Source organism: Flagellimonas aquimarina (assembly GCF_003149745.1).
GTDB lineage: Bacteria > Bacteroidota > Bacteroidia > Flavobacteriales > Flavobacteriaceae > Flagellimonas > Flagellimonas aquimarina.
Genome location: NZ_QGEG01000002.1, coordinates 1335802 through 1350960, shown reverse-complemented (window position 1 = coordinate 1350960; position 15159 = coordinate 1335802). Strand labels below are relative to the sequence as shown.

Sequence of the window (15159 nt, the reverse complement as noted above, 5' to 3'; positions counted from 1 at the left end):
ACTAGTTTAGAGACGGATTTTCGGGAGCATTGGACCATAACAAATAATCGCCACCTAGCTCTACCATTTTCTCTTTCCAAAATGCATTGGAAGATTTTTCTAAAATACTGCTTTCATATTCATTTTGCACCACTACCCATGACTTTGAAGAAAGCTCTTGATCCAATTGACTGGAATCCCATCCAGAATATCCTAAAAAGAAGCGGATGTCTTGTTCTGTAATGGTTTTGTTATTGATAAGTTCCACGGTCTTCTCAAAATTGCCACCCCAGAAAATACCATCAGAAATTTCGACGCTGTCATCAATAAGGTCAGGGACTTTATGTATGAAATAGAGGTTGTCCTGTTCTACCGGGCCACCGTTAAAAACTTTAAAAGGAATGGTAATTTCAGAAATAAGATCACAAATATTGTAATCTAATGGCTTGTTCAATATGAACCCAACTGAACCCTCGTGATTATGCTCAGCTAGTAGCACTACAGACCTATTAAAGGAAACATCACCAGTAAGTGTTGGTTCCGCAACCAATAATTTTCCTTTTTTAGGTTCATCGCTAACCATAGTGCAACATTCTTATTTCTAAATGTAATATAATATCTGATAATTACAAAAAACCTACAGCTTAGTTAAAATAAAAAAGCACTTCTTTTAAAAGAAGTGCTTCTGTATATCTGAAAATCTAATTGATTAGTTTACAGAACCGCTCAATTCTGCTCCTGCTTTGAACTTTACAACGTTCTTAGCTGCAATCTTGATAGTTTGCCCCGTTTGTGGGTTTCTACCTTCTCTTGCATTTCTCCTGGATACTGACCAAGATCCAAAACCTACTAAAGAAACTCTGTTTCCTTTTTTAAGTGATCCCTCTACATTTCCTAAGAAAGATTCCAATGCTTTTTTGGCTGCTGCCTTAGTGATGCCCGCATCGGCTGCCATAGCATCGATTAATTCTGTTTTGTTCATAATGGAATTAAATTAATTGTTGTTAAAATAATTTTAATGCTAAACAAATTTATATGGATTTGTGTTTAACGCAAGTAAAACCAAGGGAAATAGGGCTTTTTGTTAATAACTTGAAACGTTTGTTGATAAAGTCGAAAAAAAATAGGGCCATTTGCAAGCCTAGTGATAGTAGGGGCTTAGCGAAGATGCGCAGTTTTATCAAGATTTAGACCATTCAGAATTTCAGATACTTGCATTTTTCGCTTCCCTGGTAATTGCAATTCTAGAAGTTGAAGATACCCACCGTTTGTTGAAACCTTCAAAGTCTTTTTATCAGAAAAAAGTTTCCCCACGGGATGATTATGTTCGCAAGGTTCCATCTTCGTTTTATAGATTTTAATGTTTTCTTCCTTTCCGTTATTTACTATACTTGTCCATGCTGTTGGATACGGACTAAGACCTCTTATAAAATCTTGTATTCTGTTCAAGGGAGCATTCCAATCTATTTTGCAGGTTTCTTTGTGAATTTTATGGGCGGGCTTTAAATCATCAAATTCCTTTTGAACAATGGTGGAGAAATCATCTTTTTCAATTTGCTTACATGTTTCCACAACTAATTTAGCGCCAAGTTCCATCAACCTATCATGAAGTTTTCCTGCATTATCTTCTGGATGTATTGTTTCGGTTTTTTGAAGTATGATGTTTCCTGTATCAATTTTATCATCAATAAAAAAAGTGGTCACTCCAGTTTCTGTCTCACCGTTAATAATAGCCCAGTTAATTGGTGCAGCGCCGCGATATTGGGGAAGGAGGGAGGCATGAAGGTTAAAAGTTCCATACTCCGGCATTTGCCAAACAGCTTTGGGCAACATCCTAAAAGCTACGACTACCTGAAGATTGGCTCTTAGATTTCGTAGTTCTTCTAGAAATTCTTCGTCTTTTAGATTTGTAGGCTGCAATACTTTTAGGTTATGTTCGACCGCAAATTGCTTTACAGCAGATTCTTGAATTTTTCTTCCTCTACCTGCCGGTCTGTCTGGGGCCGTAACCACGCCCACAACATTAAATTCGGCCTCCAAAATGCTTTTTAGGCTACCTACGGCAAAGTCAGGAGTGCCCATAAAAACAATTTGCAATGGGTTATTATGTATTGATGATGTACTCATTCTTATGATTCAATATTATTAATTCATCTTCCAACAATCTTTGTAAGACCTGTAACACTGCCTTTTCTTCACCTTCAATTGTTTGTAAAAGTTGTCTAGAAGTATGTGGTGCCTTTTTCAAGAGGTCAAAAACCCTATCTTTCAATGTACCAGATAGGATGCTTTCATTTTCAGTACAAATATCGCAAGTACCACATTTTTCTGTGTCCTTTTCTCCAAAATACTTTAGCATGAAAACGCTACGGCACACTTTCTTGTTTTTTACATAATCTAACATGGAAGCCATGTTGTGTTGTTTTACCGTATTGATATCACTGATTTTTTTTGCAAACAGGTTAATTGTGCGATCATCTTCCCTAGGGACCAAAAAAGTAACCTCTAGATCGCTTGTTGTGCTTTTGTACTCTGCGATATTGTCTTTATGTAATTGTTCTAATATTTTTTTTATGGATTTTTCGTGTTCCCCTGTCTTTTTTGATAACAAATGAATGTTGATCTTAGTTTCATATTCTGTAATCCCACCATAGGTGCGAAGTATGGTTTGAATTATGGGCGCGGTTTTGCGATTTTTTTTTAAATACTCAAAAATGCCTGCTTTGGAAGCCACAAACATAAGCGTTGTCTTCTCGTTGAAACTATCGGACAATGCAATTACCGAGTTTTGGTCAAGAATTCGTAATGCATTGTATGCCATGTTCGTGTTAAACTCATACCTTTTGCAAAAGGTATTGAACTTTAATGCAAAAACCTCTGTGATCAGTTCCCCATAAGAAACCTGAAAATAATTGTTCAGTTGTACATATAGATTCTTTACAAAAGCAACATCTGGCAAGGATGATAAAAACTGTTTTTTTGCTAAATCTTCATCTTCTTTTGTGGTTATAAGAACAGCGGTTGAAGAATTGCCATCTCTTCCCGCTCTTCCCGCTTCTTGAAAATAGCTTTCTAAACTATCAGGAATTTGATAGTGCACAACCAACCGTACATTGGCTTTGTCCACCCCCATGCCAAAGGCGTTGGTAGCGACCATAATGTTTACTTTCTCCTCTAGCCATTGTCCTAACCTTCTTTCTTTTTCGGACTTGGAGATACCCCCATGAAAAAATGAGGCCTTAAAACCATTTTTATTCAAAAATTCGGAAAGGAGCACGGACATTTTACGTGAACGCACATAAACAATGGAATTTCCCTTAATAGCACTTATATATTTTTTTAATTGATATCGCTTATCCTCTGTTTCCCTTACCTTAAAAATAATGTTTGACCTAGAAAAAGAATCTTTAAATATTTTCGCTTCATTTAGCCGTAGGTTTTCAACGATATCCTCCACCACTTTTGGTGTAGCGGTGGCGGTTAGGGCAATCATGGGAGCATTTGGAGCCAAATCTTTAAGAACGCTGCAGTCTAGATAGGCAGGCCTAAAATCATTGCCCCATTGAGAAATACAGTGGGCCTCGTCAATAGCAATAACATTTACGTTCATTTCCCTTATTCTTTCCTGGACTATGGATTGCTGCAAACGCTCTGGTGATAAATACAGAAACTTATAATTGCCATACAGACAATTATCTAAAAGATTGTTAAGTTCTTCAAATGAAATACCACCTGTAAGACCTAAAGCCTTTATGTCTTTTGCCTTTAATTGACTTACTTGGTCTTGTATTAAAGCAACAAGGGGTGAAACGACAATGCAAATGCCATCTTTTAATAATGCTGGAATTTGATAACATACAGATTTACCACCTCCTGTGGGCATCAACGCCAATACATCTTCGTTATTGGCAATGGCATCAATAACCTCCTTTTGAGACCCTCTAAAATTGTTATGTCCCCAATATTCCTTTAAAATGGTTTTTGCTTCCTTTTGCACTAAATAGGATTAAGTGTATCCAAAATAAACCCTATTCGGTCTAAAACTGGCCTTTTTGGAACAATAATAGGGTCGTAACCGAATTTGGTATAGGTATTGATCAATGCATCATGGATTTTTTCAGCCTCTCCAAACGTTTCGAGTCTTTCATTGTCGGATACATAGATCTCTTGCCAGGGAGGTACAACAAATATATGGTCGTAGCGATGATTGTCGCAGGCAGAAATAAATTCTTCGTCATATGTTTGTTCAAAGAAATCCATATATGCAAGTACATCTGGGATTCCGCGATCGAAGAAACTCACGGGTACATTTAATTCCAATGAATTTTTATAATGCCGAGCTCTGCCAGAAAGCAAATCTTTATTGAACTGTAAAGCATCCTCAACAAAGACCAATGGGTTGGATACAAATGCTTCTGAATCACTTTCTTTCTTTGCATTTGAGGTCATATCCCTAATTATTTCGTGAAAGCAATAGTGACCTTTGCTCTCTAGTCCATTTATGATAGATGTCTTTCCTGTTCCGGGTGCTCCGGTAATGACTACCTTATTGTTCAATTACAAAAATTTATGAATACAAAGTAATGAAATAGGAAGAAGGAAAAAAAATTGTGGACTAACCCATATCTTTGTAAAAAACAGTAGAATGGAGAAGGAGAAATCTGAAGAGTTTTATTCTAGACTTAAAGAACAATTGTTGGACAGCACAAAATGGCCATCTAACTATTTGTATAAGTTTATTGTGCCTACGGACGAGGAAAGAATTGGACAAATAAATAACATTTTCAATAATACAGGTGCAGTAATAGAATCTAAAAAGTCTAAAAAAGGTACGTATACCAGTATTTCAATTACAGTACACTTAGATAGCCCAGATGAGGTAATTGCCAAGTATAAGGAAGTATCGGAGGTAGAAGGGGTTATTTCCCTATAAATCACACAGATTGCTATAATTTTATTATTTTGCATGCGTTATCGGATAGACTTCCCAATAATTTAACTTCAATAAACACTTTAATTTGAACTTAGTAGAAAATTTAGAATATAATACAGAGCGCTCAAAGCTCATCATCCCTGAGTATGGCCGTCATTTTCAAAAAATGGTAGATCATGCGGTCTCTATAGCAGATCGTGAAGAAAGAAATAAAATAGCAAAAGCTATAATAAGTGTAATGGGCAATTTACAGCCCCATTTTCGTGATGTTCCAGATTTTCAGCATAAGTTATGGGATCAACTCTTTATCATGTCTGATTTTAAATTAGATGTGGATTCCCCTTTCCCAATTACCCCCAAAGAAGTATTGCAACAACGTCCAGAGCCATTAGAGTATCCACAGAATCATCCAAAATATAGATTCTACGGAAATAACATAAAGAGGATGGTGGATGTTGCCGTTAGCTGGGAAAAAGGCGATATGCGTTCCGGACTGGAATATGCAATAGCAAATCACATGAAAAAATGCTATTTGAACTGGAACAAGGATACTGTGGAAGACTCAGCAATTTTTAATCACTTAAAGGATTTGAGCGATGGTCAGATCGACCTAGCACCAAATGGTGAGAGTTTAACAGATAGCGGACAATTCCTTAAAAATCGCTTGGCCAAATCTAATAGAAATGGCACCAGTAGCAGTAATAAGAAAGGGCAGCGAAGCAACAGAGGAAAAAAAAGGTATTAAATTCCAGAGGATTACATGGGAACATTTCGAATAGAGGGTGGACACCAACTTCATGGTGAAATTACACCTCAAGGCGCAAAGAACGAAGCACTTCAAATTCTTTGTGCAGTTTTACTTTCAGGAGAAAAAATAACCATTAATAATATTCCAGACATTATTGATGTAAACAAGCTTATCGCTTTGTTGGAAGATTTGGGCGTTAAGATCCAAAAAAAAGGCAAGGGATGCTATACTTTCAAAGCAGATGATGTTAATTTGGAATACCTGCAATCTGACCAGTTTAAAAAAGATGGTCGCGGATTACGAGGTTCCATTATGCTTGTGGGACCTTTGTTGGCAAGATTTGGTAAAGGCTATATCCCAAAACCTGGTGGAGACAAAATAGGGAGAAGACGTTTAGACACTCATTTTGAAGGTTTTATAAAGCTTGGAGCAAAGTTTAGATACAATAAAGAAGAATATTTCTACGGTGTAGAGGCGGACAAGCTCAAAGGCACATATATGCTTTTGGATGAGGCCTCGGTTACCGGAACTGCAAATATTGTTATGGCTGCCGTCTTAGCAGAAGGTACTACTACTATTTACAATGCTGCATGCGAACCTTACTTGCAACAGTTGTGCAAGATGTTAAATAGAATGGGGGCAAAGATATCGGGTATTGGTTCCAACCTTTTGACTATTGAAGGCGTTGAAACTTTAGGAGGCACTGAGCATACCATGTTGCCAGATATGATTGAAATTGGCAGTTGGGTAGGCTTGGCTGCAATGACCCGCAGTGAACTCACCATAAAAAATGTGAGCTGGGATGATTTGGGACAGATACCGAATGCTTTTCAAAAATTAGGGATTAAGCTTGAACGAAAAGGAGATGACATATATATTCCAAAACATTCAGATGGATATGAAGTGCAAAACTACATTGATGGCTCCATTTTGACCATCGCTGATGCACCTTGGCCTGGTTTAACTCCAGACTTATTGAGCATTTTATTGGTTGTGGCAATTCAGGCAAAAGGCGAGGTGGTAATTCATCAGAAAATGTTTGAAAGCAGACTCTTTTTTGTAGATAAATTAATTGATATGGGTGCCAAGATTATTTTGTGCGACCCGCACCGAGCTACTGTTATTGGCCATGATTTTAAATCTGCGCTCAAAGCTACCACGATGGTATCACCTGATATTAGGGCAGGAGTTTCATTATTGATCGCTGCATTGTCGGCCAAAGGGACTTCTACTATTAACAATATAGAGCAGATAGATCGCGGTTATGAAAATATCGATGAACGTCTAAGAGCTATAGGAGCCAATATTGTGAGAACATAGTTTTTAGTTCTTTGGTATTAAAATGGTAACCCTTGTACCATTGCACCCTTCATTTTCAAGATTTTGAACGGTTACCAATTCTTGATTGGAAAATTCCTTCAGGGCATTAATCCGTTTGGCTGTGATAGACATTCCCCTTGAGGGGTGTTTAGCTGTTTTTTTAACTGTTTTTGAGGTTAAACCAACACCGTTGTCCTCAATAATACATTCAATATAGTCTTTTATACCCTTGAATGAAACCGTTAGATGTTTTGAACCTTTTTTTTGCATTAACCCATGAATAATCGCATTTTCTATATAAGGCTGAACAAGGAGCATAGGCACCTCATATTCATAGATATCTAAATCATCATGAATAGTAAAAGTATAACTGAAAGAATTGTCAAATCTTAGTGCTTCCAATTCAATATAAATTTTTAAAAGCTCAATCTCTTCATTTAACACCAAATTTATGTTGATAGAACTTTCCAGAACTTGGCGAAGCAATTTTGAGAATTTAGATAGATAGATTAACGCTCTTTTTTTATCGTTGGAAGAGATTAGGTACTGAATAGAACTAAGTGAATTAAAAATAAAATGTGGATTCATCTGGGCTCGGAGCATTCGTTTTTCCAATTCGGCATTTATTTCCTCAATCACCTTTTTCTGTTCGGAAATCAATGAGTTTTTTTCACGTAGTAGGGCATTTGATTTTTGTTTACTTCGATATCTAAAAAATAATAGGCTTGCAGAGAGCAATAGCAAGATTGAAATAACGATAAAATATATCATCCGTTTCCTATTTTGGAGCACTCTAGTATTGAGCAATGTTAGTTGCAGCTCATTCGCCTCAATTTCCCTATCTTTTACATAAACATCGTGCTGTATCTGCAGGTTTTGTATTTCCCTGACCTTGGTTTCATTCATAAGGCTATCCTTAAAGGCCATGGTTTTGTTTAAATGTAATATTGCTGTTTTTAGCTGATTGTCAGCCTCATAAATTTCATAGGCTTTTTGGTGAGCTTCTCTTTTTTGTTCGAAACTACCCTCCAATGAGTTCAAGGCTTCAATATTTTTGTTTGAGTATTGAATGGCCTCTTTATATTTTCGCTGTTTCAACATTAGATCTGCAAGACCATTATAGATTACCGGAATCTGTTGTTTTAATGAAAGTTGTTCGGCAAGTTCAAATGCTTTGTTAAAGTTTGTCTCCGCAGCATCCCATTGCCCTAGATTTAAATAGCAAGCTCCAATATTGGAATAACCTATGCACAAGGTTATTTTGTCATTTTGTTTTTTTGCGTAGGCCTGCCTTCTCAAGAACTTGTCAAGAGCAGCTTTATAATTCTCTTTGTTAAAATCGATTATGGCAATATTTGTTTGCACATTATTTTCCAATTTTTTCCGATCAGGCCCTTTATATATTTCGAGCGCCTTTTCATAACTTTCAATTGCCATATCTGGTTCGCCCATTAAATCATATAGAATACCTAGATTGGAATAGGCTGAAGAAACATCATAGGTAAGGTTTAATGAATCCACAAGTTTGAGGGTCTTTAGGTAGTAGCTTTTACTTGTTGGATAGTCACCTATACGCTTATATACAATTCCAAGAGAATTATATACCATTTTTATATATAAGTAATCTTTATTTTTTTTTGAAATGGAAAGACACTTATTAAAAAAATCTAAAGATTCGGGATAGTTGCCTGTCATGCCATGGGTTAATCCAAGATCGTATAACGCTTTGATTTCTCCTTTTGTAAAGTTGATTTGCCTAGACCTTTCTAAACTTTTTAAACCGTATTCAATTGCTTTTTCAGTATCCTGAAACCGAAAACTTTTCGATAAACCTCTAAATATATTAACCTGTGTTGTGTCATTGGCATTTTTTAGTAAGTTTCGAAGACTGTCAATTTTTTTTGTTTGAGAAAAACAGACATTCACTATAAAAAAAAAGATAAGGATGGAATAAATGGATAAACGGGACATCTTCATGTAATATATGCTTGACCGAATAGAGTAGTTCAATTTCTATTCGATAGGTTCTGGCTGGCATTAATTTATGAAGAATTATTTTCAAAGTCCCTTAAATTATCAAGCAAAGACTTTGAAAACTAGAATGCGTAGGAAAAGGTCTAATTTTTCTCCACTAATTTCCCATCTGGATAAAGCGCAAAACGCCCTTTTTCCTTATCATGGACGTTATCAGGGTAGGGCCAAGGCCAGCCACCAAATTGGGTTAAACGGTATTCTTCCATAGCTTGCTGAATCTCCTGATCGGTATTCATCACGAAAGGACCATACTTGGCCACAGGTTCATCAATGGGTTTTCCTTGCAATACTAGAAAGTGCGCATTTTCTGAACCTATTGTTATGGTTACATCTTTGGAAGGATCCAGCGCGATTCCAAAGTTGGGATTCACCTTTTTATCTCCAAAATAGATTTCGGAACCTTCATAAAAATACAAAGTCCGAGTAACTAGTGTGTTTGCTTTGGGCAGGGTGTATTCGGTATTGGCATCCGCATGAATGTTCCAAATGGCCACTTCATTCTCTGGCTTAGCTGCCCATGAATTTGGTGCAGGAGCATTGGCTTGGGTATTCTTGTAATTTCCCGCAACAACCTTTATTTGGGCATTTCCTTCATCAATAACTGGAATGTCTTCATGCCAAAGCATTTTAAAGTGTGGGTCCACAAACTTGTCTACTTTGGGCAAATTCAACCAAATTTGAAAAAGCTCTAACGGATTGGCTTTATCCATGTTCAGTAACGGAAACATTTCTGAATGTTGTACCCCGCTTCCTGCGGTCATCCACTGTGTATCACCTTCACCAAACCTTCCAGCAGCCCCTAAAGAATCGGAATGGTCACAGTATCCTTTGTTTACAATGGTTATGGTTTCGAAACCACGATGCGGGTGGTAGGGAAATCCGGGTATTGTTTGCCCATGATACATGCGCCACCCATCTTTTATGGTAAAATCATTTCCTATGTTCCTGCCTTTCAAAAGCAATGGGTCGGGACCCATGTCGTTTGTCCCTTTTGGGTAATGGTCCAAATGATATACACAAAAAAGAAAGGGGTCCTGAGTTTGCCATGGAAACCCTAAAGGAAATGTTTGTAGGATAGCATCTTTCATAATTAATGTTTTGCTGTGTTTATTTCTATCCAATAGCCTTCTGGATCTTGTATATAAATCTGCTTTACACCATCGGCTCTATCGGTTACAGAACCTTTATTGCCAGGCCAATCATAAAAGTCAATTTCTTTTAAAATTAAACGCTCAATGAAACCTTCTAAATTTTGTATGGACAGACATAAATGAATGCTTTTATCTTTTTTGAACTCAATAACATCTTTCTTGATCAAGTGCAATTGGGAGTTTCCATAAATGTTGAACCATCTAAATCCAGGTTTTCGCTCTGGGTGTGGAATTTCCTCAAAACCAAAAACATCTTTGTAAAAATCTCCGGTTTTCATCAAATTGGTCACTACAAGAGATTGGTGGTCAAAATCGAAACTCACTTTGTTCTTTTTAGGAGCGATGTACTGAGCACTTAAATACTTTTGTTTCCATTGGCCATTTTCAAAATCCCCAATAGTGAGATTATAGGTATATGCATCTACATATTGCCAATAATCTGTAACTGTGGATTCACCATAGGCGTAGGTGTAAATAATATCTTTGCCTTTGCTTCTAACAGTACCTTCGGTCACTCCCCCAAAAACATCAAACTCCCAGAATTTAATGGTGTTTGATTGTTTATCAAACTTTCTGATACCATGATTTCTAGGACCATAATCTGTTTGTTCTTTGTTTGTGAAACCTAAGGCCTCTGAAACAATTAGTGTACTGTCCAAGCTGTACTTAAACTCAATTTCTTGTTTAAATTTTGAGCCATCACCCCATGTTCCTTCGGACTTCCAAGTTTTCCCGATTAGGTTATCAAAAAGAGACAGTTGACTTTGTTGACCATAGGACTGCGCAAACAATCCCATGGCTAATACCACTACATACTTCTTCATTTTACTATTTACCTTATGGTTTATAGAGTTTCCTTTTGTTTCCTCTTACTTTGCAGAATTCGACTAGCTAATTTAGTTTTTTCCAATTGGTGGAGGGCCATCGATCATGGCTTCATATTTTTCGTTTCCTTTTCTGGTTTTATACTCTTCTTTAACTTTATCCACCAATTTTGGGTTTTCGAACAAATCTGCCATTGTCATAGCCATTGCTTTGGATGCGTAAATCATTCCTTTATGACCTATGCTCATACCACCACATGCAACAACTGCCCATGAATGCCAAGGAGTATCTTTTGGGGCTACGGTTACACTTAGGTTAATGTTTGGAACATTCCAACTTACATCACCTACATCTGTAGAACCACCCCCTGGGCTTTTTTCTGTTTCTCTCAAAGGCTCTACACTACTGTCCATTCCAATTTCCGGTTTGCCGGTTGCTTTTTGTATGGCCTTGCCGAATGCAACTTCATCTTCCGTATAAGAAATTGGTCCCAAAAGTTCTAAATTCTTCTGCATGATTTCTCCTCCCGCTCTATTTACCAAAACCTCATAAATTCCAGAAACTAAGGATATTTTGTAATCTACATTGGCCATAATTGCAGCTCCTTCTGCCATTTTTTTAACTCGTTCATAGGTAGGTAACATTACTTTACGTTTAGGATCACGAACCCGCACCCAAATTTTAGAATAATCTGGCACTACATTTACAACTTGTCCACCATCTTGAATATGATAATGAATTCTAGATGTGGGCATTATGTGCTCTCTATAATAGTTCATACCTGTTGTATAAAGTTCTAGGGCATCAGATGCGCTGCGCCCATTCCATGGATCTGCAGAGGCATGGGCCGCTTGTCCATAGAACTCCACTATAAAATCTATTAGAGAAAGTCCACTCTGTACATCGGCTTCTATATTGGCTCCTGGATGCCAGCTTACATTTACATCTACATCATCCCAAAGTCCTGCTTCTACCATCCAAACTTTTGCAAAAAACTTTTCCTCCGCAGGTGTTCCCAAGAATTTTACAGTACCTTTTAATTTACCCGCTTCTATTTGCTCCTTTATGGCTATTGCAGCCCCTAAACTGGCCGCACCAAACATGTTGTGTCCGCATCCATGGCCGGGTGCTCCATCAATCCTTGGGTTTTTAGTAGGCTCTGTTTTCTGAGAAAGACCAGGTAGTGCGTCAAACTCACCCAATACACTTATGACAGGTTTTCCTGACCCATACGTGGCTGTGAATGCAGTGGGAATATCTGCTACGCCTCTAGTTACCTCCAATCCGTTTTTTTCTGCATAATCTGCCAAAACCTCGGCAGATTTAGATTCGTTAAATGCTGTTTCGGCAAGTGCCCAAATAGAATCACTTATCTTAATCAGATTTTCTTTATGTGTTTCAACAGAGGCAACAATTGCCTTTTTGTTTGAATTCATTTTTTGTGCTGACACATGTATGGAAAGCAAGCAAAGAAGCACTAGGGTAGTTGATTTTTTCATTTTATAATGTTTGAATTAGTCTGTATTTAGAAAGTCATTATCATTAGGTAAATCATTGATTTAAATAGGAAGAAACCTAAAGGACAAAAACGAATACTAAAAATACTGAAAAAGAGTTAACCTACAGCTTCTTTGTAAACTTTTAAACAGCGCTCCCGCGCCATTTTGTGGTCGACCATTTTTGGAGGATAGGTAAGGTCTTGAAGCTCAGGAACCCATTTGTTGATGTATTCCTTTTGCTTATCAAATTTATCCACCTGTGTAGTGGGGTTGAATATTCTAAAATATGGTGCAGCATCCACTCCGCTGCCAGAGGCCCATTGCCAGTTACCAATGTTACTGGCAAGGTCATAATCCAATAACTTTTCAGCAAAATAAGCTTCTCCCCAGCGCCAATCTATTAAAAGATGTTTACAGAGAAAGCTTGCGACCAACATACGTACTCTGTTGTGCATGTAGCCTGTTGAATTTAACTCTCTCATGCCCGCATCTACAAGGGGGTAACCGGTATGCCCCTTTCTCCAAAGTTCAAATTCTTGTTCATTGTTTCTCCAAACTATTCTGTCGTATTTCGGTTTGAAAGAATTGTTCACTGTCTTTGGAAAATGCCATAAGATTTGCATGAAAAACTCACGCCAAATCAATTCGTTCCAGAACACTTCGTTTTCTTCGTCAATTGCCTTTTTCATCATTTTGCGTATAGAAACTGTTCCAAACCTTAGGTGAGGTCCCAACCTAGAGGTACCGTTTTCCTTTGCCGGAAAATTACGAGTTTCTTCATATTGTTGAATGAGTCTGGGCTCAATGTTAAAATCAGGTACTTTTATGCTGGAAGGCTCAAAACCTATATCATTGAGCTGGATATTTGGCAGATTTGTGTTCTTATAAAGATTATGAAAGTGCGAAAACGTATCATAGTCTACCAAATGTAGAGATGGATCAAAGTTTTCTTTCCAGCGGTTTTTATATGGTGTGTATACCACGTATGGATTTCCATCATTTTTTAGGACATCGTTCTTTTCAAAAATGACCTGGTCTTTAAATGTCTGGAAGTTTATGTCATTTTTCTCCAAAAACAATTCAACCTGAAGATCACGGTCTCTAGCATAGGGTTCGTAATCGTTATTGGTGAAGACGGAATCAATTGTAAATTCTTTTATAAGTTGCTCAAAAACTGAAAGTGGATCGCCCTTATACATGGCTATACCACTTTTAAATTTGATCTGCAGCTCTTTTCTCATCGTTTGTAGTTGTCCATAGAAAAAAGAAACCCTCGCATCACTTTTAGGTAGTTTTTCAAGAATTTCAGTATCAAAAATGAAAATGGGTAAAACTGGATGTTTGGATTTCAAAGCTTGATATAACCCAACGTTGTCGTCTAAACGCAAATCTCTTCGAAACCAAAATATACAAACCGTTTTCTTCATTAGTTTACGTTCAAAGTGGACATTCCTCCATCAACCCCTAAAATTTGACCGGTAATCCAAGTACTTTTTTCGCTTAATAGAAAGACCGCCAAGTTGGCAATATCTGCTTTTTCTCCATATCTTTTTAATGGATGTCTTTCTGACATTAGTTCCTTTTTCTTGTCATTATTGAGCAAACGCTTTGCCAGTGAGGTATCTACTAATGATGGTGCAATGGTATTGACTCGTATTTTTGGGGCATATTCTGCTGCCATAGACTTAGCAAAGCCCTCAATAGCACCTTTAGCCGCTGCAACACTTGTATGAAAAGGCATTCCCGTACCAACAGCTACAGTACTAAAAAAAACCATACTTGAACCTTCGGCCATTCTTGGGATTATTGTTTTGACAACATTTACCAGGGAGAAGAAATTTAGATGCATATCCTCTTTAAAAGTATCAACAGACAGCATTTTGAAGGGTTTTAAATTTATACTGCCCGGACAATATGCAAATCCATGAATTTCTTCAGGAAGCTGGTTTTGATCTAATAAATCTGTCTTGGCATCAAAAGAAATATGATTTGCACCCAAGTTTTCTATTTCTTCATTTGTTCTTGAAGCAATATAAACCGTGTTTTCTTCCATAAGAGTTTTGGCCATTTCAAAACCAATACCATGAGACCCGCCAATTAGTAAAATATTCTTTTTCATTTCTTTAAATTGATTTTAATTCCAGCGTGTTGGATTTGCCTTCTACTTTTCCAAAAAGCTCAATTAGTTTTTGCTCACGATATTTAAAAATTTCTCGCAATTGTTTTTTAACGATAATCGGATAGGCCAACTGACCCAAAATTCCGAAAGGAAGTTTGTAATCAATAATATCTTCCATTAGTACACCTCCATCGACTTCTTTTATAAAATGCTTGTGATGCCAAAGTGCATAAGGACCAAAACGCTGCTCATCAACAAAGTATTCGCCCTTCATCATGTGGGTAATTTCTGTTACCCATTTCGTATTGAAAAAAGGAAACGGTTTTACAATGTATTGAATAATTTGCCCTGGAAACATAGGCTTCTCTGCTCCAGATAATATTTGGAACCCCATGTGGTCCGGAGTTATTACCTTCAAGTTATTGGGACTGGACAGAAAATCCCATGCCGCTTGTTTGGATATGGGCAATATTTGGGTTGAACGGAGTTGATATAATTTCATCTGAGAATTTTTACAAAGATAGGCTCAAATTGTTTAACAAAAAACATAA

15 protein-coding genes are annotated in these 15159 nt (G+C 37.2%); 3 read left to right on the top strand and 12 right to left on the bottom strand.

Annotated features, from left to right (window positions below; all coding sequences use genetic code 11):
* Position 1: 1 nt before the first annotated feature.
* From DKG77_RS12945 to DKG77_RS12925, 5 genes are all read right to left on the bottom strand, one after another.
* Positions 2–562, bottom strand: a complete 561-nt coding sequence (locus DKG77_RS12945; RefSeq protein ID WP_109663560.1) for a YqgE/AlgH family protein — start codon at positions 560–562, stop codon at positions 2–4.
* Positions 563–688: 126 nt separating this feature from the next.
* Positions 689–961 carry an HU family DNA-binding protein gene (locus DKG77_RS12940; protein WP_073176939.1) on the bottom strand — a complete coding sequence of 91 codons (273 nt, stop codon included), beginning with the start codon at positions 959–961 and terminating at the stop codon, positions 689–691.
* 176 nt (positions 962–1137) lie between these two features.
* Positions 1138–2106: a methionyl-tRNA formyltransferase gene (fmt, locus tag DKG77_RS12935; protein WP_109663558.1), complete on the bottom strand. Its 969-nt coding sequence runs from the start codon at positions 2104–2106 to the stop codon at positions 1138–1140.
* Positions 2084–3976 carry a RecQ family ATP-dependent DNA helicase gene (locus tag DKG77_RS12930; protein ID WP_109663553.1) on the bottom strand — a complete coding sequence of 631 codons (1893 nt, stop codon included), beginning with the start codon at positions 3974–3976 and terminating at the stop codon, positions 2084–2086. The genes fmt and DKG77_RS12930 overlap by 23 nt, the downstream gene beginning before the upstream one ends.
* Positions 3976–4536, bottom strand: a complete 561-nt coding sequence (locus DKG77_RS12925) for an AAA family ATPase (protein WP_109663551.1) — start codon at positions 4534–4536, stop codon at positions 3976–3978. Before DKG77_RS12925 ends, DKG77_RS12930 begins: the two co-directional genes overlap by 1 nt.
* 88 nt (positions 4537–4624) lie before the next feature.
* Between DKG77_RS12925 and DKG77_RS12920 the strand changes: the two genes are divergently transcribed.
* The 3 genes from DKG77_RS12920 to murA all read left to right on the top strand — a co-directional run bounded on the left by DKG77_RS12920 (position 4625) and on the right by murA (position 6980).
* Positions 4625–4912, top strand: coding sequence for a DUF493 family protein (locus DKG77_RS12920; protein ID WP_109663549.1), 288 nt, complete (start codon positions 4625–4627; stop codon positions 4910–4912).
* 85 nt (positions 4913–4997) lie between these two features.
* Positions 4998–5657: a DUF4290 domain-containing protein gene (locus DKG77_RS12915; RefSeq protein ID WP_109663547.1), complete on the top strand. Its 660-nt coding sequence runs from the start codon at positions 4998–5000 to the stop codon at positions 5655–5657.
* Positions 5658–5672: 15 nt separating this feature from the next.
* Complete coding sequence (gene murA / locus DKG77_RS12910; protein WP_109663546.1) at positions 5673–6980, top strand: UDP-N-acetylglucosamine 1-carboxyvinyltransferase; 1308 nt, start codon at positions 5673–5675, stop codon at positions 6978–6980.
* A 3-nt stretch (positions 6981–6983) separates the two neighbouring features.
* On the opposite strand, the gene DKG77_RS12905 is transcribed toward murA, so the two are convergent.
* The 7 genes from DKG77_RS12905 to DKG77_RS12875 form a co-directional block, all read right to left on the bottom strand.
* On the bottom strand, positions 6984–8951 hold the full coding sequence (locus DKG77_RS12905; RefSeq protein WP_165819395.1) for a tetratricopeptide repeat-containing sensor histidine kinase: 1968 nt from the start codon (positions 8949–8951) through the stop codon (positions 6984–6986).
* A gap of 146 nt (positions 8952–9097) precedes the next feature.
* Positions 9098–10102, bottom strand: coding sequence for a pirin family protein (locus tag DKG77_RS12900; protein WP_109663543.1), 1005 nt, complete (start codon positions 10100–10102; stop codon positions 9098–9100).
* A 2-nt stretch (positions 10103–10104) separates the two neighbouring features.
* The gene (locus tag DKG77_RS17145) at positions 10105–10989 is read right to left on the bottom strand and encodes a VOC family protein (protein ID WP_243414927.1); all 885 of its coding nucleotides are present in this window, start codon (positions 10987–10989) and stop codon (positions 10105–10107) included.
* Positions 10990–11061: 72 nt separating this feature from the next.
* Positions 11062–12489, bottom strand: coding sequence for an amidohydrolase (locus tag DKG77_RS12890; RefSeq protein WP_109663541.1), 1428 nt, complete (start codon positions 12487–12489; stop codon positions 11062–11064).
* Between the two features lie 116 nt (positions 12490–12605).
* A complete protein-coding gene (locus DKG77_RS12885; protein ID WP_109663540.1) occupies positions 12606–13916 on the bottom strand; it encodes a cryptochrome/photolyase family protein in 1311 nt (436 codons plus the stop codon).
* Complete coding sequence (locus DKG77_RS12880) at positions 13916–14608, bottom strand: SDR family NAD(P)-dependent oxidoreductase (RefSeq protein WP_109663538.1); 693 nt, start codon at positions 14606–14608, stop codon at positions 13916–13918. Before DKG77_RS12880 ends, DKG77_RS12885 begins: the two co-directional genes overlap by 1 nt.
* 4 nt (positions 14609–14612) lie before the next feature.
* Positions 14613–15110 (bottom strand): SRPBCC family protein, encoded by a 498-nt coding sequence (locus DKG77_RS12875; RefSeq protein ID WP_109663537.1) that lies wholly within the window; start codon positions 15108–15110, stop codon positions 14613–14615.
* Positions 15111–15159 lie beyond the last annotated feature (49 nt).

Bases quoted from the DNA above. Each gene is read 5' to 3' on its own strand.
- DKG77_RS12900 (WP_109663543.1), bottom strand. From the start codon at position 10,102: ATGAAAGATGCTATCCTACAAACATTTCCTTTAGGGTTTCCATGGCAA.
- DKG77_RS12920 (WP_109663549.1), top strand. From the start codon at position 4,625: ATGGAGAAGGAGAAATCTGAAGAGTTTTATTCTAGACTTAAAGAACAA.
- DKG77_RS12940 (WP_073176939.1), bottom strand. From the start codon at position 961: ATGAACAAAACAGAATTAATCGATGCTATGGCAGCCGATGCGGGCATC.
- DKG77_RS12905 (WP_165819395.1), bottom strand. From the start codon at position 8,951: ATGTCCCGTTTATCCATTTATTCCATCCTTATCTTTTTTTTTATAGTG.
- DKG77_RS12875 (WP_109663537.1), bottom strand. From the start codon at position 15,110: ATGAAATTATATCAACTCCGTTCAACCCAAATATTGCCCATATCCAAA.
- murA (WP_109663546.1), top strand. From the start codon at position 5,673: ATGGGAACATTTCGAATAGAGGGTGGACACCAACTTCATGGTGAAATT.
- DKG77_RS12945 (WP_109663560.1), bottom strand. From the start codon at position 562: ATGGTTAGCGATGAACCTAAAAAAGGAAAATTATTGGTTGCGGAACCA.
- fmt (WP_109663558.1), bottom strand. From the start codon at position 2,106: ATGAGTACATCATCAATACATAATAACCCATTGCAAATTGTTTTTATG.
- DKG77_RS12880 (WP_109663538.1), bottom strand. From the start codon at position 14,608: ATGAAAAAGAATATTTTACTAATTGGCGGGTCTCATGGTATTGGTTTT.
- DKG77_RS12890 (WP_109663541.1), bottom strand. From the start codon at position 12,489: ATGAAAAAATCAACTACCCTAGTGCTTCTTTGCTTGCTTTCCATACAT.
- DKG77_RS12885 (WP_109663540.1), bottom strand. From the start codon at position 13,916: ATGAAGAAAACGGTTTGTATATTTTGGTTTCGAAGAGATTTGCGTTTA.
- DKG77_RS17145 (WP_243414927.1), bottom strand. From the start codon at position 10,989: ATGAAGAAGTATGTAGTGGTATTAGCCATGGGATTGTTTGCGCAGTCC.